The organism is Arthrobacter sp. yr096 (genome assembly GCF_900108925.1).
Taxonomy (GTDB): domain Bacteria; phylum Actinomycetota; class Actinomycetes; order Actinomycetales; family Micrococcaceae; genus Arthrobacter.
The window spans coordinates 96,449-112,850 of sequence record NZ_FNYI01000008.1; the positions used below are offsets into that span (position 1 = coordinate 96,449).

The 16,402-nt window shown below is 62.8% G+C and carries 15 protein-coding genes; 11 read left to right on the forward strand and 4 right to left on the reverse strand.

The window, feature by feature from the left end:
• The first annotated feature begins 10 nt into the window (after nt 1-10).
• Nucleotides 11-493: a glutathione peroxidase gene (locus BMY91_RS18750; protein ID WP_090824680.1), complete on the forward strand. Its 483-nt coding sequence runs from the start codon at nt 11-13 to the stop codon at nt 491-493.
• 140 nt (nt 494-633) lie between these two features.
• The gene (locus BMY91_RS18755; protein WP_090824682.1) at nt 634-1,599 is read left to right on the forward strand and encodes a phosphodiesterase; all 966 of its coding nucleotides are present in this window, start codon (nt 634-636) and stop codon (nt 1,597-1,599) included.
• Here the strand turns inward: BMY91_RS18755 and BMY91_RS18760 are convergent, their stop codons facing one another.
• Both BMY91_RS18760 and BMY91_RS18770 read right to left on the reverse strand, forming a co-directional pair.
• On the reverse strand, nt 1,600-3,189 hold the full coding sequence (locus tag BMY91_RS18760; protein WP_175538732.1) for a stealth family protein: 1,590 nt from the start codon (nt 3,187-3,189) through the stop codon (nt 1,600-1,602).
• A gap of 41 nt (nt 3,190-3,230) precedes the next feature.
• On the reverse strand, nt 3,231-4,151 hold the full coding sequence (locus tag BMY91_RS18770) for a Cof-type HAD-IIB family hydrolase (protein ID WP_090824688.1): 921 nt from the start codon (nt 4,149-4,151) through the stop codon (nt 3,231-3,233).
• Nucleotides 4,152-4,296: 145 nt separating this feature from the next.
• Between BMY91_RS18770 and BMY91_RS18775 the strand changes: the two genes are divergently transcribed.
• Both BMY91_RS18775 and BMY91_RS18780 read left to right on the forward strand, forming a co-directional pair.
• A complete protein-coding gene (locus BMY91_RS18775; protein ID WP_090824690.1) occupies nt 4,297-4,596 on the forward strand; it encodes a type II toxin-antitoxin system VapB family antitoxin in 300 nt (99 codons plus the stop codon).
• 58 nt (nt 4,597-4,654) lie between these two features.
• Complete coding sequence (locus BMY91_RS18780; protein WP_090824876.1) at nt 4,655-5,302, forward strand: LytR C-terminal domain-containing protein; 648 nt, start codon at nt 4,655-4,657, stop codon at nt 5,300-5,302.
• Between the two features lie 2 nt (nt 5,303-5,304).
• Here the strand turns inward: BMY91_RS18780 and BMY91_RS18785 are convergent, their stop codons facing one another.
• Nucleotides 5,305-6,021 (reverse strand): TetR/AcrR family transcriptional regulator, encoded by a 717-nt coding sequence (locus BMY91_RS18785; RefSeq protein WP_090824692.1) that lies wholly within the window; start codon nt 6,019-6,021, stop codon nt 5,305-5,307.
• A 144-nt stretch (nt 6,022-6,165) separates the two neighbouring features.
• On the opposite strand from BMY91_RS18785, the gene BMY91_RS18790 reads away from it, so the two are divergent.
• From BMY91_RS18790 to BMY91_RS18810, 5 genes are all read left to right on the forward strand, one after another.
• Nucleotides 6,166-7,167 carry a LacI family DNA-binding transcriptional regulator gene (locus BMY91_RS18790; RefSeq protein WP_090824878.1) on the forward strand — a complete coding sequence of 334 codons (1,002 nt, stop codon included), beginning with the start codon at nt 6,166-6,168 and terminating at the stop codon, nt 7,165-7,167.
• Between the two features lie 207 nt (nt 7,168-7,374).
• Nucleotides 7,375-8,709, forward strand: coding sequence for an extracellular solute-binding protein (locus tag BMY91_RS18795; protein WP_090824694.1), 1,335 nt, complete (start codon nt 7,375-7,377; stop codon nt 8,707-8,709).
• 36 nt (nt 8,710-8,745) lie between these two features.
• Nucleotides 8,746-9,666, forward strand: a complete 921-nt coding sequence (locus tag BMY91_RS18800; RefSeq protein ID WP_090824696.1) for a carbohydrate ABC transporter permease — start codon at nt 8,746-8,748, stop codon at nt 9,664-9,666.
• 2 nt (nt 9,667-9,668) lie between these two features.
• Nucleotides 9,669-10,571 carry a carbohydrate ABC transporter permease gene (locus BMY91_RS18805; protein WP_090824698.1) on the forward strand — a complete coding sequence of 301 codons (903 nt, stop codon included), beginning with the start codon at nt 9,669-9,671 and terminating at the stop codon, nt 10,569-10,571.
• Nucleotides 10,572-10,622: 51 nt separating this feature from the next.
• Entirely contained in the window at nt 10,623-12,161 is a 1,539-nt protein-coding gene (locus tag BMY91_RS18810) for an arabinosylfuranosidase ArfA (RefSeq protein ID WP_090824700.1), read from the forward strand.
• A 90-nt stretch (nt 12,162-12,251) separates the two neighbouring features.
• Here the strand turns inward: BMY91_RS18810 and BMY91_RS18815 are convergent, their stop codons facing one another.
• Nucleotides 12,252-12,950: a DsbA family oxidoreductase gene (locus tag BMY91_RS18815; protein WP_090824702.1), complete on the reverse strand. Its 699-nt coding sequence runs from the start codon at nt 12,948-12,950 to the stop codon at nt 12,252-12,254.
• 148 nt (nt 12,951-13,098) lie between these two features.
• Here BMY91_RS18815 and BMY91_RS18820 point away from each other — a divergent pair, with 148 nt between their 5' ends.
• Entirely contained in the window at nt 13,099-14,181 is a 1,083-nt protein-coding gene (locus BMY91_RS18820; protein ID WP_090824704.1) for a glycosyltransferase family 4 protein, read from the forward strand.
• A gap of 85 nt (nt 14,182-14,266) precedes the next feature.
• A complete protein-coding gene (locus BMY91_RS18825) occupies nt 14,267-16,402 on the forward strand; it encodes a glycogen debranching N-terminal domain-containing protein (RefSeq protein WP_090824705.1) in 2,136 nt (711 codons plus the stop codon).

Consider the following 16,402-nt stretch of genomic DNA (forward strand, 5'->3'; position numbering starts at 1 on the left):
AAGCGATCCCATGACCAGCCTGTACAGCATTCCCCTCACGTTCAACGATGGCTCCGAAGCTGATTTCGGCCGCTTCGAGGGCAAAGCGGTCCTGGTGGTCAACGTCGCTTCCGAATGCGGTTACACGCGCCAATACGCAGGCCTGGAAGAGTTGTACGGCAAGTACCGCGAGCAGGGGTTTGAGATCCTTGGTGTGCCCTGCAACCAATTCGGTGGGCAAGAGCCCGGAGCTGACCAGGAAATCGCCGAATTCTGTGAACGGAAATTTGGGGTGTCCTTCCCGCTGACCACCAAGGCGAATGTTCTGGGCAAGCAGCAGCATCCCCTCTTCGCCGAGCTGACCCAGGACGGCGACGGGCAGCCCGCCAAGGTGAAATGGAACTTTGAGAAGTTCGTCATCAACCGGGGCGGTGAACTCGTCGCAAGGTTCCCATCCGCAGTGGAGCCTGACTCCGAAGACTTGGTAGAAGCAGTGGAAAAGGCGCTTGCCTAAAGCCATCGATTTCGAAGGGAGGAAAGTAATTTTCCAACATTCCGCCGGAAATTCGCCAGTTGTTGGCTTGTTGTCTGGTTGGATTGGCCCTACTGGATTGATACGGGAGACGCCGTCTCCCACCAAACGCTAAGGCAGCCATGGAGCTCATCGAGGCCGAGTACCCCAAACCAGGTCATGTGCTTTTGCACTTGAGTGATCTTCACCTGGTGGGTGGTCCGGGAACGCTCTATGGTTCTGTGGACAGCGCAACCAGGCTCCAGGAGATCTGCGACCAGATCATCGCCTCCCGGATCAGGCCCGAGGCCATCATCTTCACCGGAGACCTGGCTGACAAGGGCGAACTCGAAGCGTACAAGCGGCTCCGCGAAATGATCGAACCCGTCTGCGACGCCCTCGGAGCCAAGGCAATCTGGGCCATGGGCAACCACGACAACCGTGCCAACTTCCGGTCCGCTTTCGTGGACTCATCGGAGGCCAGCAGGCCGCATGACCCCGTGGACCGCAGCTACTTCGTCAACGGATTGCGCATCATCACCCTGGACACCACCGTTCCGGGCCACCACTACGGTGAGTTGTCGGAGGCCCAGCTTGAGTGGCTGGCCTCGGAACTGGCCACCCCTGCCCCGGACGGCACCATCCTGGCGCTGCACCACCCACCGGTCCCGTGCGTTCAGGACCTCGCTGTCCTGGTGGAGTTGCGCGGCCAAGCCGCATTGGCCGCCGTCGTCCGTAATACGGACGTCCGCACCATCCTGGGCGGCCATCTGCATTACTCCACGACGGCGGGCTTCGCCGGCATCCCGGTATCGGTCGCCTCGGCAACGTGTTACACACAGGACCTTGGGGTCCGCGCAGGCGGACAGCGGGGGCGGGACGGCGCGCAATCGTACAACATGATCCACGTATACGAGCACACGATTGTGCATTCGGTGGTTCCAATGTCCGGCGGAGTCACCGTGGGCGAGCCCCTGGACGCAGCCGAGGTGCAGCGACGGTTGGCAGAAGCCGGCATCCGCATCCCGCACGAGTCCCGCGTGGGGGCCCATACGTCCCCGGGAACCCATACTTCTTCCCTGCCGCTTACCTCGCCCCGGGTGCCCTGACTACTTCTCCCAGGGAGCTTTCACCGGGAAGTACTTCTCCAGGAAGTCGGTCACCAGCTCGGCGCGTTCGTTGGACTCCACCTCAGGGAAGCTGCCGTCATTGAGGCAGAAGAAGTCCATGTGACGCTTGGCCAAAAGCTTGGGCAGGTAATGAAGTCCCGCCCACATGGTGGTGTCCACGTACCTGACCTTGGCGGTGGTCTGCGTGACCGCACGTCCGGTGAGCAGCGCGTAATAGTGGTAGAAGGAGTTGGTCACCGAGATGTTGTCGGCCGCACGGAAGCGGCTGCCGGCGGTCTTGGCGAATTCTGCCGGGAACTCCTTTTCCATCCGTGCCACCACGCTGCGCCGCAGGGGAGCCGCGGTGTGTTCGAGGTGCCGTGTGGTGATCCGGCCAAATCGCTCCCAGAGCAGCTTGCGGTTGACGCGCGCCGCATTCTCGAAGCCGCTCCGCTCGGCGTCGTTGTCGCCCAAGCCAATGCGGGTATCAGCTTCGATGAACTTGGTGATGCCGCCGGGCGTGAAGAACATATCCGGACCCACGGGACGGCCAAAGAACATGTCGTCATTGGAGTACAGGAAATGTTCGGAGAGCCCGTCGATGTGGTGGAGCTGGCATTCAACGGCCTGCGAATTGTGGGTGGGCAGCACCGACGGATCCGCGAAGAACTCCTCGCTGCGCACGATGGTCACGGAGGGGTGGTCAGCCAGCCAGGAAGGTGCGGGTGAGTCCGTGGCGATGAAGATCCTCCGGATCCACGGCGCAAACATGTGCACGGATCGAAGGGCGTACTTCAGCTCGTTGATCTGGCGGAAGCGGGCCTCATGGTCGTCGCCCTCGCCGAGCACGGTTTCTGCCTGCTGGGCGCGCCGTCTGGCGATGTACTCGGGGTCGCTGCCATCCACCCAGGAAAATACAATATCCACGTCGAAGTCGATGTCGCTGGCATGATCGGCAAACATATTCTCGATGGTGGGCCATGTCAGGCCATGCCGCTGGACCGTGCCGCGCACCGCATCCTGCCGCAGCATGGTGCGGCGGGTGAGGGAGTTCTCTACAGGGAGCTCGAGGTGATCGCCCTCGAACCTCCACAGCTCAAGCTGCACACCCAGGGCCGGCCCGTACCAGAGTCCGCCGCCGGTCTCCACGCGGGGACGGTACAGGCGGAAGATGCGGGATTTCCGGTTGGCGCTCAGCTCACCGTCAGCCACCAGTACTGAGGTTTTCTTCTTCGCGTCAACGGTCATGGAGTAGAAGGGCTCATTCCGGAACGCTGACACCAGCGCCTCCCGGACCACCTTCCGCGACTCCCAGTCGACGGCGATGACCGGCCTCTCGTCATTACCGCGCACCAGGATGAAATCGACACCTGCGGCGTCCAACGCGGCCCGGACAGCCAGGAGATCGGACACCATGGCCTGTTGCGGGGTGAGATCAGCGTTGACCAGGGCGTAGCGCCCGCGGTGACGGACGACGTCGGACCTGTGCTTAAGATGCGCAACGACGGCAGGCGAGACTGCCTCGGCAATTGTGTCCTCTTCAACGGATGGGCTGCCGTGGTAAATCGGATCGACCTGTGCTTGAGTGATGGCTTTTTCTCCGGGATCGTGGGGTGCGGATGGTCAGGAACTTAGATGGACAGGGCCTCGCGCCAGCTGCGGAGGAAGGCCCCGCCGGCGTCGTCATGGATGACGTCGTCCGCCAGTTCCAGGTCAGCTGCCGTCAGGATGGTGTAGGGCTTCACCGGTACGCCGTCTGCGGGCCGGACGTCCACATGCTTCACATCGTGGTCGTTGTGGTGAAGCCAGTCTGCCATGGCGTAGTCCGTGCGGGAATCACCCACCGTCCGCCAAGCGAGCGGGGTGATGCCCTGGGCGGCCAGAAGTTCAACCGCGCGGCTGGCGCCGAGGTCCTTACCGAGGCGGACAGACTCGATGTCCGTGGAGATGATGGTGGGGTCCAGGCGGTAGTCTGCGGCGTCGTCGGATTCGGGCACGTGGTGGTCCAGGATGGCGGCGTTCAGGCCGTGGCGGCCCATGATCTCCAGGGCATCGGCGTCGAAGAGCTTCTGCTCAGCAAGGTAGTCCGCGCTGGCCACTTCCAGGTGCTGCTCCACGGAGACCATGGCGCGCTTGGTCTCATCGAAGAACATGTGGGCGGAGTAATCCTCGGCAACCAACCGGCGGATATCGTCCCCATAGGCCGTGGGCACGGCGAGATCGTGGTCCACGTGGATGGGGCCGGGGCCTTCCGCTGTGTAGCTGAACCAGACCGCGCCTTTCTCGCAAATGGCGTGGATGACGGTGTTTGCCGGCATTCCGGCGGCAATCATGGGTTCCATGACCTGCTCGCTGATGAACGCATCCGAGCGGCCCGTATTGAAGATGACGGGGATGCCGGCCGAAGCCAAGGCCACCAGGTCCGTAATGATGTCCGGTTTGACGTCCCGCGTCACAGGGCTGGCGATGGGGCCATCGACGTCCAGCAGCAACGCCAACGCGGGCGTGGAGTGGGCAGAGGTCCGGGCGGAACCTTGGAGCGGTTGAGTCATGCCCCTATTCTGTCAGTCCCTGCGGTTCCCTTCACAGCTATGACGCCTGTGACGCCATAGGAAGGTAAGTCACCTTTTGGCTACAACCTGCCTGTGCCGCGGGTCACAAGTTCCGTTAGCGCGGCATCTTCCCTAGGCTTGCAGGGTGATCTTCAAAGCTGTGGGCGAGGGACGCCCGTACCCTGACCATGGATACTCCGCGCCGCGGGACTGGGCTTCCCTGCCCCCGCGCCCTGTCCGCCTCGACGAACTTGTCACCACCAAAAGGACCCTGGATTTGGAGGCACTGTTGGCAGAAGACTCAACATTCTTTGGCGATCTGTTTCCGCACGTGGTCCAGTACCAGGGGGTCATGTACCTCGAGGACGGGCTCCACCGGGCCGTCCGCACAGCACTCCACCAGAGGACTGCGATCCACGCACGTGTATTGGTGATCGATGGCTAGGCTGGCCGGTCCGGAGCAGGACGCGGCCACGCCAAAAAAACGTAAGCGTCCCAAGGATGTGACGCAGCTCCACGGCCACCATGTGGTCACAGGGCCGGAACTGAGGGCAACGTTTGCCGAGGACGCCCGGGCCCCGAAGGGCCGGTTCGGGCGCCGCTTGTTCCACGGAATTGTCCTGGTGCTGCTGGTAGGCGTGATCGCCGCTGGCGCCGTAGGTGCCTGGGCCATCATGAACGGCGTGATCAAGGTGCCCACCGCGATCGCCAGCAAGGCCCCCATCAGCCTTTGCCCCACCACCACGTTCGACTACGTCCCCAACGAGACTGTGGCCCTGAACGTTTTCAACGCCACGTCCCGAGGGGGACTGGCAGGCACCGTTGCAGAGCAGTTCACGGCCCGCGGCTTCAAGGTGGGCTCGGTGGACAACAGTGATACTGCCTACTCGGGAGTGGGTGTGGTGGTTTCCGGAGTCAAGGGGCAGGCTGCAGCGTTCAACGTCCAGCGCAACCTTGCCGGCACGGATTACTTCCAGGACAACCGTGAGGACGAATCCGTGGATGTCATCCTCACGCCGGGCTATGAGGGCTTGGTGGAACCCCAATTGGTGGACCAGACCCCAGGCAAGCTGCTGTGCCCGCGCGAAGACCTGCGGATCGCGGACAACTCCAAGTGGCCCATCGTTCCCACGCTCCCGGCAGGGCAGTAACGCTAGCTGGCCAGGGCTTCTTGGTGAGGGGCGTCCTGTGCCGGTGCGTCGTGGGCCGGCGCGTCCAGCCGGACAGGCCGGCCCGCCTCATCGAACCTGGCCCCCGCGCCCAACTGGATGAAGCGCACTGTTTGTTCAGTGCGGGCCTCGACGTCGGAGGCCGGGGCAGGCGGGGGAGTCTCGCCGTCGGGCGTTTTGTTGCGTCGTGCGGCACTGGCCGAGAGCGTTCCGTGAATGAGCCGCGCCAACTGGGCGACGTCGATGTCCGGAAGGTAGCCCTGCTGGACGCCGTCCTGCAGGATGTCCTGGAGCAGGACGTTGAGGTCGCCAACGTGGTCCGCGAGCTTCGCGAAGGAGCCGGGAGAGAGGACGGCGGCCATTGCCGGTCCTGGAGGCAGGTGCCGGCGGCTCAGGTCCTCTACCTGGGTGCGGACGTACAGCGCCAACCGGTCTACAGGATTCCCCAGCGCTGCCAGCGAGTCCCGGAGGTCAACAATGAAGCGTTCGGTCTCATCCAGGGCATAGGCGATGAGCAGCTGTTCCATGTCTGCGTAATAGTTGTAGACCGCTGTCCGGCCAACACCGGCGTGGCGGGCGACGTCCGTCATGGTGAGGCCGGGAAGGCCGTGGGTGAAGAGGAGCTCTCCAAACGCGGTCAAAATCCGACGTTGGGTCTCGGCGCGTTGGGCAGCGTTCGTGGCGGCCGTGATCCTGGGCATATAGACACTTTACAGCGATCTGTCACCAAGTATCGCGGGTTTTTGTACAGCTGACGCCCTTAAGGGGGCTCTTCGAGGGCATTATCTGGACAAAAACTCGCGTAGCATCAAGGAAAACCGGTCAAGAAGCATCGAGGGGGCGTGTTGCGCGCAACGGTCAAGGACGTAGCGCGCCGCGCAGGGGTATCGCCCAAGACGGTCTCCAACGTCATGAATGGCATCGTGCCGGTCAGTGGCCCTACCCGGGAGCGGGTGGAGCAGGCCATGGCCGAATTGGATTACGTCCCCAACCTGTCCGCCCGAGGCCTGCGCAATGGCCGCTCCGGTGTCATTGGCCTGGCCCTGCCGGACCTGGCAACTCCCTTCTCGGCAGAGGTGGCCCACCACATTGTGGAGGTGGCGCACCAGCAAGGATGGAGCGTCCAGATCGAAGAGACGGGCTCGGATCCACAGCGCGAACAGGAGCTGATGACCCGGGCGAGGTCCAACCTCATTGACGGACTGATCCTCAACCCCGTGGTCCTGGACGAGAGTGCCGTGAAGGTTGGCGTGGCGCTGCCGCCGGTGGTCCTGCTGGGCGAGGTCTCGCAGCAGTTGGCTGACCGCGTGTTTGTGGACAGCTTTGCGGCTGCGCGGGAGATGACCCTGGCTCTGGCCAGGTCCGGACGCCGGCGCATCGCCGTGTTGGGCACCACTCAGGGGCGCGGATCTGCGGCAGCCATTCAGCGCACCCAGGGGTATGAAGATGCGCTAGAGATCCTGGGCCTTCCCCGGGATGAGTCGCTGCTGATTCCGTGTGAGAAGTGGACCCCGGAAACCGCGGCCACAGCGCTGGGTGCCTTCCTGGACAAGAACCCTGTTCCCGAGGCCTTGTTCTGCTTCACCGATTCCATGGCTATTGGTGCCCTCAGTGTGCTCTGGAAGCGGGGCTTGCGCGTTCCTGAGGACATTGCAGTGGCAGGTTTTGACGACATTGCGGATGGTCGTTATGCGGTTCCATCCCTGACCACTGTCTCTTTCGACAAACGCGCCATCGCCAGGGAGGCTCTGCGCCTGCTGACCGAACGCATGGGGGACAGGGGCTCCGCCCAGCGGGTAGTCAGCGTTGATTTCAGCATCGTTGAACGGGACAGCACGCGGGCTTAGCTTGTTGCGGCCGAAAGCTTGAGCCGAGAGTCATCGATCAAATTGTGTGCGCTAACAATTTTCTCTTGCTCCGCCTATTACATCGATGTAATGTGAGACCTGCGTCACCCCAGGGCCCACCATCAGCCCCAGTGCGGGACGCGCCGGAGCCGGATTTTGAGCAACACAGCAGTGACCTTTCAGCGGACCCATCCAAAGGAGTGACGGGTGAAGCAGTTTGAATCTTTGACCGGGAAACAGTTGTCCCGGAGACAGTTAATGACAGGATCAGCCCTCCTTGGAGGAGGACTCCTGGCCGCAGGCCTCACCGGCTGCGGAGGCGCCGCGCAGGCTGCCTCCGTGCAGGATATTGATTTTTGGCACCTCCTGTCCGGCGGCGATGGCATCAAGATGCAGGCCATGATCAACGCAGCCAACCAGGCCAACCCCGGATTCAAGGTGCACCCCACAGTGCTCGCCTGGGGGCCGCCGTACTACACCAAACTGGCCATGGCATCGGCGGGAGGCCGCCCGCCCGAGGTGGCCATCATGCACGCCAGCCGGGTCCCTGGCTACGCGCCGGGAGGACTCATTGAGCCGTGGGACCTTGATTTGCTGGCGGAAAACGGAGTCACCGCTGCGGACTTTGCCCCCAGGATCTGGGAGAAGAGCCAGCATAACGGCAAGGTCTTCTCCATCGCACTGGACTCGCACCCGTTCGTCATGTTCTACAACACTGACGTGGCCGGCAAAGCGGGTGTCCTGGGGACCAACGGTCAGCTTCAGGAGGTGGGCTCGCCGGAAGAGTTCAAAGACATGGCCCTGGAAATGCAGAAGGTCACCAAGGCCCACGGACTCTCCTTCGGGTACCTCGGCAGCGGTTCGCAAATGTGGCGCCTGTTCTACACCCTTTACAAGCAGCACGGTGTTGACATGGAACTGACGCCGGGACAGCCCATGAAGGTGGACCGGGAAGCGGCCATTGAGTCGCTGGAGTTCATGGCCTCCCTCTTTGATGACACCATCGCCGCCCAGGCGGGGGATATCAGTACGGGCATCGCGGAGTTTGCCCGCGGCGGATCGGGCATGCTGTTCAGCGGGGTGTGGGAACTGCCCACCATGAAGAAGGCCGGAATCCCCGTTGATGCGGCCACCATTCCCACGCTGTACGGGACACCCGCCTCCTATGCGGACTCGCATTCCTTTGTCCTCCCGCGCCAACTGACGCTGAACGAGGACAAACGCAGGGACGTCTACAAGTTCGTCACCGATGTCCTCAAAGGATCGCTGTCCTGGGCTGAGGCCGGACACATCCCCGGATACCAGCCCGTGGTCCAGTCACAGGCCTACCGCGAACTCACGCCCCAGATTAACTACGCCAACGCGGCGGACATCATCGCCTACGACCCCGAATCCTGGTTCAGCGGTTCGGGCTCGGACTGGCAAACCTACTTCGCGGAGAACGTCCAGAACGTCCTTCTGGGAAGGGACAAGGCAGCTGCAGGATGGGATGCCTTCGAACAACGCACCAACACCCTCCTCTCCCGTCCCAACCCGGTCTAACCGGCCCTTGTACCGAGTGACCAAAGGAGTTCTTGAATGAGTACCTCTACGCTGTCCCGGCCCAGGCCGGAGACTCTCCGCAAACCCACCAGCCGCACCCGGAGCAACCTGAGCGGCTGGGGATTCGCCGCCCCGTTCCTTGTTTTCTTTCTCGTCTTCCTGGTGTGGCCCATCGTCTACGGCTTCTACATGAGCCTCACGGGCAAGTCCCTCACCGGCGCAAACGACAGCCTGATCGGCCTCGCGAACTATGCCGAAGCCCTGGCCGACGACGATATGTGGCGTTCCCTGGGCAACACCCTCTACTTCACGGTGATCAGCACGGTCCCGTTGGTCCTCGTCGCGTTGGTCATGGCCGCGCTGCTCAATATCGGGCTGCCGGCCCAGTGGCTGTGGCGACTGTCCTACTTTGCGCCGTACCTGCTGGCCTCGACGGTGGTTTCCTTGTTCTTCACCTGGATGTACAACCCTCAGCTGGGCCTGATCAATGAGTTCCTGACAGGAATCGGCCTCCCAAGGGTTGCCTGGCTCAATGATCCCAACGTGGCCATGTGGGCGATCGTCATCGCCACGCTCTGGTGGACCGTGGGCTTCAACTTCCTGCTCTACCTGGCCGCGATGCAGAACATTCCGGCCCAGCACTATGAGGCGGCATCGCTCGATGGTGCAGGCGCCTGGCGGCAGTTCTTCTCCATCACCCTGCCGCAGCTCACCCCCACCACCGTCATGATCGTGCTGCTGCAGATCCTGGCGTCCTTGAAGATCTTCGATCAGGTGTACCAGATGACCGCTGGCGGCCCGGGTGGGTCCACCCGGCCTGTGGTCCAGTACATCTTCGAAACCGGGTTCACCGGTTACCGGCTGGGTTACTCGGCAGCCATCTCCTACATCTTCTTCGGACTGATCGTGGTCATCTCGGTCATGCAGTTCGTCATCACCCGCCGCAGGAGTGCATAACCATGGCAATCCCTACCCTGACCCGTCCCGCACCACCTGCCACTACCGCGGATAGCCTCACGATCCGCCAACCGCGCCAGAAGCTGACGGTCGGCAGGATCGCGGCTATCGTCGTCGCTGCCTTCATTGCGGTGCTCTGGCTGATCCCGTTCGCCTGGGCCACGGCCACCGCCTTCAAAACCGAGACGGATGCCGCGGCTCCGGACGTCACCTGGCTGCCGCCGTCGGGCTTCACACCTGAAGCGTTCGTCAAGGTGTTCCAGGACGGCAACATCCCGCTCTGGACGTGGAACTCGCTCTACACCTCGGCAGCTATCACGGCCATCACGCTGGTGATTTCGGCGCTGGTTGCGTACGCGCTCTCCAGGATCGACTTCAAGGGCAAGAAGGTGCTGATGACGGTGATCATCGCGTCCATCATCATCCCGCCGCCCGTGCTGATCATCCCGTTGTTCTACCAAATGCTGGCGCTGAACCTGATCGATACCTCGTGGGCCATCATCCTGCCGCAGGTCATCCACCCGGCCATGGTGTTCGTGCTGAAGAAGTTCTTCGACCAGATCCCGCGTGAACTCGAGGAAGCCGCCGTGATGGACGGTGCCAGCCGCTTGCGGATCTTCACCCAAATCATCCTGCCGTTGTCCCGGCCCATCCTGGCCGCCGTCGCGATCTTTGTGTTCATCGGCGCCTGGAACAACTTCCTCTGGCCGTTCATCGCCACCAACGACGGCAACCTGCTGACCCTCCCGGTCGGATTGCAGACCATCAAGAGCGCCTACGGCATCCAGTACGCGCAGAACATGGCGTCCGCCCTGCTTGCGGCACTGCCGCTGATTGTCGTCTTCCTGTTCTTCCAGCGCCAAATCATCAAAGGCGTCGCGACGACGGGACTTGCCGGAACCTGACCGGCCGCCTCTTTTGTCAACCAAAGTTTCAGAACACAACCAAGGAGATACATGTCCCGCGCACGCATCACCCTCGACCGCGACTTCACCATTGGCGAGGTACCCCGACGACTCTTCGGCTCCTTCGTGGAGCACATGGGCCGCTGTGTTTACACCGGCATCTACGAACCCGGGCACCCGGAGGCCGACCAGAACGGTTTCCGGCAGGACGTCATGAAGCTCGTGAAGGAACTCGGCGCCACCGTGATCCGGTACCCCGGCGGCAACTTCGTCTCCGGCTACAACTGGGAAGACGGGATTGGCCCCGTGGAAAACCGGCCGCGCCGCTTGGATGGGGCCTGGCACACCGTGGAGACCAACGCCTTTGGCCTGCACGAGTTTGTGGACTGGTCCAAGCAGGCCGGCACGGAAATCATGGAAGCCATCAACCTGGGCACCAGGGGAGTGGACGCTGCCCGCGAGATCGTGGAGTACGCCAACCACCCCGGCGGAACCTATCTGTCAGACCTCCGTGCCAAGAACGGCCACAAGGACCCGTTCAACATCAAGCTCTGGTGCCTGGGCAACGAGCTGGACGGGCCGTGGCAGATCGGCCACAAGACCGCCGACGAGTACGGACGCCTGGCGCAGGAAGCCGCCAAGGCCATGCGCTTCGTGGACCCCTCGCTTGAGTTGGTGGCCTGCGGCAGTTCCAGCTCTTCAATGCCAACGTTCGGCGCGTGGGAGCAGACCGTCCTCACCCACACCTACGACGAGGTGGACTACGTTTCCCTCCACGCCTACTACCAGGAACACGACGGCGACGTCGGCAGCTTCCTGGCCTCCGCCGTCGACACCGACTACTTCATTGAGTCAGTGATCGCCACCGCGGACGCCGTCCGGGCCAAGGGCAAGCACAAGAAGCACATCAACCTGTCCTTCGATGAGTGGAACGTTTGGTACCAGCGCGGCCTGGATACTGAGGATCAGCCGCACAACGTGGCCAAGGCCGGCTGGCGTGAGCACCCCCGTGTGATTGAGGACAAGTACAACGTGACCGACGCCGTGGTGGTGGGAACGCTGCTCAACTCGCTGCTGCGCCACGGTGACCGCGTGAAAATCGCCAACCAGGCGCAGCTGGTCAACGTCATTGCGCCCATCTTGTCCGAGGAGAACGGTCCGGCGTGGAAGCAGACCATTTTCCACCCGTTCGCGCGCATGGCCGAGCTCGCCAAGGGCCAGATCCTGCGGCTTTCGGTGGACTCGGACAAGTACTCGAACAGCCGCTTTGGAGACACCGATCTGGTGGACGTCAGCGCAACCTGGAATGAAGAAACGGGCAGGCTGGCACTGTTCTTTGCCAACCGCGGGCTGGAAGAAGCCGCCGACGTCGAGGTTGCCTTGCGTGGTTTCGACGCCCGCCAGGTGATCCGCGCTGAGGTCCTGGAGATCCCTGAGGGTGGCGACCGCTTGACCATCAACACCCAGGATCAGCCGGGCCGCGTTGGCCTGACCGCTCTGGACGGTGTGAAGGCGACTGGCTCCGAACTCCGCCTGACGCTTCCCGCATTGTCCTGGGCCGTCGTCGAGCTTGATGTGGTGAAGGGCTAACGCCGTACGCGAAAGGCGGGCAGCTGGGGAAGCTGCCCGCCTTTGGCGTGCTTATGCCTGCAATCGGGAAGGCCCGACGGCGGGGGCTGCTTAGACCGCGCAGCCGTCCGGGCCGCAGGCCTCAGCGTCAGAGGCGCCCACCGGGATCAGCGGGTTCGCTTCCTGCCATGCCTGGTTGAGGGCCTCGCTGAAGAGATCTGCGGGCTGGGCGCCGGAGATGCCGTACTTGCGGTCGATGACGAAGAACGGGACGCCGGTGACGCCGATGGCGCGGGCCTCGTTGATGTCCTGGTTGACCTCCTCGGTGTATTTGTCCGAGGTGAAGAGTTCAGCCACTTCATCTTCCGGGAGGTCCAGTGCGGCGCCGAGTCCGGTGAGGTAGTCCTGGTTGCCGATGTCCTTGCCGTGCTCAAAGTGGTCGCTGAGCAGCTGCTCCTTGACGGCGTCCTGGCGGCCGTGGGCAGCGGCGAGGTGGATGAGGCGGTGAGCGGTGAAGCTGTTGGCCACCACCACCTTGTCGAAGTGGTAGTCCAGACCTTCGCCCTTTGCCGTCTCCGTGACGTGGGCGAACATCTGCTTGACCTGCTCCGGAGCCATGCCCTTGCGGTTGCTCAGGTAGTCCAGCTCCGTGCCGTCATAGTGCTCCGGGACGGTGGGGTCCAGCTGGTAACTCTTCCACTCGATCTCCACGGAATCGCGGTGCGGGAACTGTGCCAGGGCGGTCTCGAAACGGCGCTTGCCGATGTAGCACCAAGGACACGCGACGTCTGACCAGATCTCAATCTTCATGCTTTCTCCAACCGGGTGAGCGGGCCGGCCATTCCTTACACGGCTGTTATTTTCATCACCCGTTGCCCTCCCGGGGACAGCCCCATACTCTTGGAAAGGGTTATGAAGCCAGCCCTCGGACTGGGGGTTTTGCGCGGAGGCTGACAACGTGCGCATAGGACTCATTGTTGGACCCTGGTTTACCGTCCCACCGGAACGATACGGCGGAACCGAACGCGTTGTGGACGCCCTGGCGCGGGCATTGGTGGACGCGGGACATGAGGTTCTCCTGGCCACCACCGCGGACAGCAGCTGCCCCGTTCCACACCTTCCAGGCTTCGAAGCCAGCAGACCCGAAGAACTGGGGAGCAGCCTCAGCGAGCTGGCCCACGTGATCAAGGCCTACCGGGGACTTCATGACGTTGACATCATCCACGACCACACTCTTGTGGGTCCCCTCTACGCGCATAGACCACCCTGCGTGCCAGTGGTTACCACCATCCATGGACCGCTGTTTCCGCGGGCCATTGAGCTGTACCGCGACATGGCCCCGGACACTGCTGTGCTTGCCATCTCCCACGACCAGCACAGCCGGGTCCCCGAGCTGCCCATAGCAGCGGTGATCCACCACGGCCTTGATCCTTCCACCGTCTCCGTAGGTGCAGGACAGGGTGGATATGCGTGCTTTGTGGGCCGGATGTGTCCCGACAAAGGGCTCCTTGAAGCGATCGATGTTGCCCGGGCGGCCGGAATGCCCCTGCGGATTGCAGCCAAGATGCACGCCCCCGAGGAGAAGCAGTTCTTCGGTGAGGTGATTGAACCGATGCTGGGCCCCAACGAGGAGTTCCTGGGTGAACTGTCCGATCCGGAGAAGTTCCAGCTGATGGGTGAAGCGACCGTTTTGCTCAACCCCCTCCAATGGCATGAACCGTTCGGGCTGGTGATGATCGAGGCCTTGGCCACCGGCACACCGGTGGTAGCCACCCGTATGGGAGCGGCGCCGGAAATCATCACCGATGGCGTCACCGGATACCTGGGTGGGACGGACCAACTCGCCCATCTTGTCAACGAAGCCCGCACACTCAACCGTGCTGACTGCCGGCGATCAGTGGACGAATACTTCAACGCTGCACGAATGGCCGCAGACCACCTCAGGCTCTATTCCGCGGTCATCGATCAGTTCAACGTCAAAGGCCTTTCCGACGACGCCAACGTGCACCAGAATCAGAGGCAAGCTCCCATCAACCTGTGATCAAACAACTAGTGATCGAACAACCTGTGATTGAACAACCCGAGACAGCCAGCCGGGACGCTGGTGGAAGAAGGTTCAGTGTGACATGACCGCCTGGAATGAAGACACCGAAGCCGGCGCGTCAGAAGTGGGTGCCGTCACCGTCGTCGAAGGTTCCTCCTTCTGTATCTCCTCGCATTCCGGCGACATCCACGGCGGCGGTTCCCAGGGTGCCTACTACCAGGACACCCGGATAGTGTCCCGTTGGATCCTGCGGGTCAACGGGGCGTTGCGGGAACCGCTGGTGGCCCGCAACCCCACGGCATTCCAAGCCGAATACGTGGGCCGGGCGTGCTCCACTGATGGCAGGTTCGACAGCCCGCTGGTGGTTCAGCACCAACGGCACGTCGGGTCAGGGCTGCGGGACGACATCACCATCAGGAACTACTCATCGCAGGAAGCTCCCTGCCACCTTGAGTTGTTGCTCGATGCCGACCTGGCGGACCTCTTCGACGTCAAGGGCGGCAGGACGGGCAAATCTTCGCCAGCGGTAACAACGGCGCACAAGAAAGAACTGCACATCGAGTCGGTCCACGCCACGGGTCAACGCAGGGGAGTGTCATTCCGGGCCTCCGGTGCCAAGGTGTCCAAGGACGGATTGGCATTCCACGTCATCATCCCGGCGCGCAGCCAATGGTCCACCAGCATCATCGCCCTCCCGCTGACCAACGGCGAGGGACCCAACGATCCCTTTACCGAGACCACCCCGCTGCATCACACCCCGGGCGTCCGCCGCCATGTGGAATGGGAAGAGCACGTTCCCCGGATAGCAGTGACGGATACCAATGTGGAGGATGTCCTGGAACGCAGCCAACGCGACCTGGGCTCCCTGCGGATCTTCGACCCCGCACACCCGGGCCGTGCCGCCGTCGCGGCCGGCGCTCCCTGGTTCATGGCACTGTTCGGCCGCGACTCGCTGTTGGCCTCCTATATGTCACTCATGGTGGATCCCAATCTGGCCGCCGGAACCTTGCAGACGTTGGCAGCGCTGCAAGGGACCAAGGTAGATGCCAACTCTGAAGAAGAACCCGGACGCATCCCCCACGAAGTGCGGCTTGGAGTCACCGCAGGACTTGCCTTGGGCGGCACCGCTTACTACGGGACCGCTGACGCGACACCCTTGTTCGTGTCCACGCTCGGCGAGCTCAGCAGATGGGGGCTCGGTGCGGACATCATCGACTCCCTTCTCCCGCACGCGGACCGGGCCATCGAGTGGATGGAGAAATACGGCGACCGGGACGGCGATGGATTCATTGAGTACCAACGGCCCAACAAGCACGGGCTGGTGAACCAGGGATGGAAGGACTCCTGGGACGGCATCAACTTCGCTGACGGCCGCATGGCGGAGACCCCCATGGCACTCTGCGAGGTGCAGGCCTACGCTTACGCGGCCTACGTGGGACGGTCGCTGCTGGCGCGGGCGGCGGGTGATACCGCCGTCGAACGCCGTTGCGCAGACCGCGCCGCAGCGCTGAAAGCCGCCTTCAACGAGGCTTTCTGGCTCCCGGACAAGGGCTATTTCGCGCTGGCGCTGGATAAGGACAAGAAGCCAGTGGACTCCTGCACCTCCAACATGGGGCACTGCCTGTGGGTGGGCATTGTGGACGAGGACAAGGCGCCGCTGGTGGCGGAGCGGCTCATGTCACCGGAGATGTTCACCGGCTGGGGCATCCGCACCCTGGGGTCGGACATGGGGGCGTACAACCCCGTCAGCTATCACAACGGCTCGGTCTGGCCGCACGATACCGCCCTGGTGGCCACAGGGCTCATGCGGTACGGCTTCGTCAAGGAAGCCAGCCGGGTTGCGAGCGGATTGTTCGACGCCGCCGAACACTTTGGCGGTCAGCTCCCTGAGCTCTTCTGCGGCTTTGACCGTTCAGACTTTTCGGAGCCGGTTCAGTACCCGACGGCGTGTTCCCCCCAGGCGTGGGCTGCTGCGGCGCCCATACAACTCGCCAGGATCCTGCTGCGGTTCGATCCAGATTTCACGCGTAACGTGCTCCATCTGGCCCCGATCCTCCCTGACTCCTTTGGTACCTTCAAAGCCGATAACGTGCTGCTGGGGCGCTCGCGGATCACTGTTCAGGCCTCCGGTTCGTCCGGAACGGTCACCGGACTTCCTGCCGGACTGGAGCTACGGACTGACCCGCGGCCGCCGCTGACGGGGGAGCTGTTCGGGTAG

Excerpts from the sequence above, each read along its gene's own strand:
- BMY91_RS18750 (WP_090824680.1), top strand. The coding sequence starts at position 11 with ATGACCAGCCTGTACAGCATTCCCCTCACGTTCAACGATGGCTCCGAA.
- BMY91_RS18755 (WP_090824682.1), top strand. The coding sequence starts at position 634 with ATGGAGCTCATCGAGGCCGAGTACCCCAAACCAGGTCATGTGCTTTTG.
- BMY91_RS18770 (WP_090824688.1), bottom strand. The coding sequence starts at position 4,151 with ATGACTCAACCGCTCCAAGGTTCCGCCCGGACCTCTGCCCACTCCACG.
- BMY91_RS18785 (WP_090824692.1), bottom strand. The coding sequence starts at position 6,021 with ATGCCCAGGATCACGGCCGCCACGAACGCTGCCCAACGCGCCGAGACC.
- BMY91_RS18800 (WP_090824696.1), top strand. The coding sequence starts at position 8,746 with ATGAGTACCTCTACGCTGTCCCGGCCCAGGCCGGAGACTCTCCGCAAA.
- BMY91_RS18805 (WP_090824698.1), top strand. The coding sequence starts at position 9,669 with ATGGCAATCCCTACCCTGACCCGTCCCGCACCACCTGCCACTACCGCG.
- BMY91_RS18810 (WP_090824700.1), top strand. The coding sequence starts at position 10,623 with ATGTCCCGCGCACGCATCACCCTCGACCGCGACTTCACCATTGGCGAG.
- BMY91_RS18815 (WP_090824702.1), bottom strand. The coding sequence starts at position 12,950 with ATGAAGATTGAGATCTGGTCAGACGTCGCGTGTCCTTGGTGCTACATC.
- BMY91_RS18825 (WP_090824705.1), top strand. The coding sequence starts at position 14,267 with ATGACCGCCTGGAATGAAGACACCGAAGCCGGCGCGTCAGAAGTGGGT.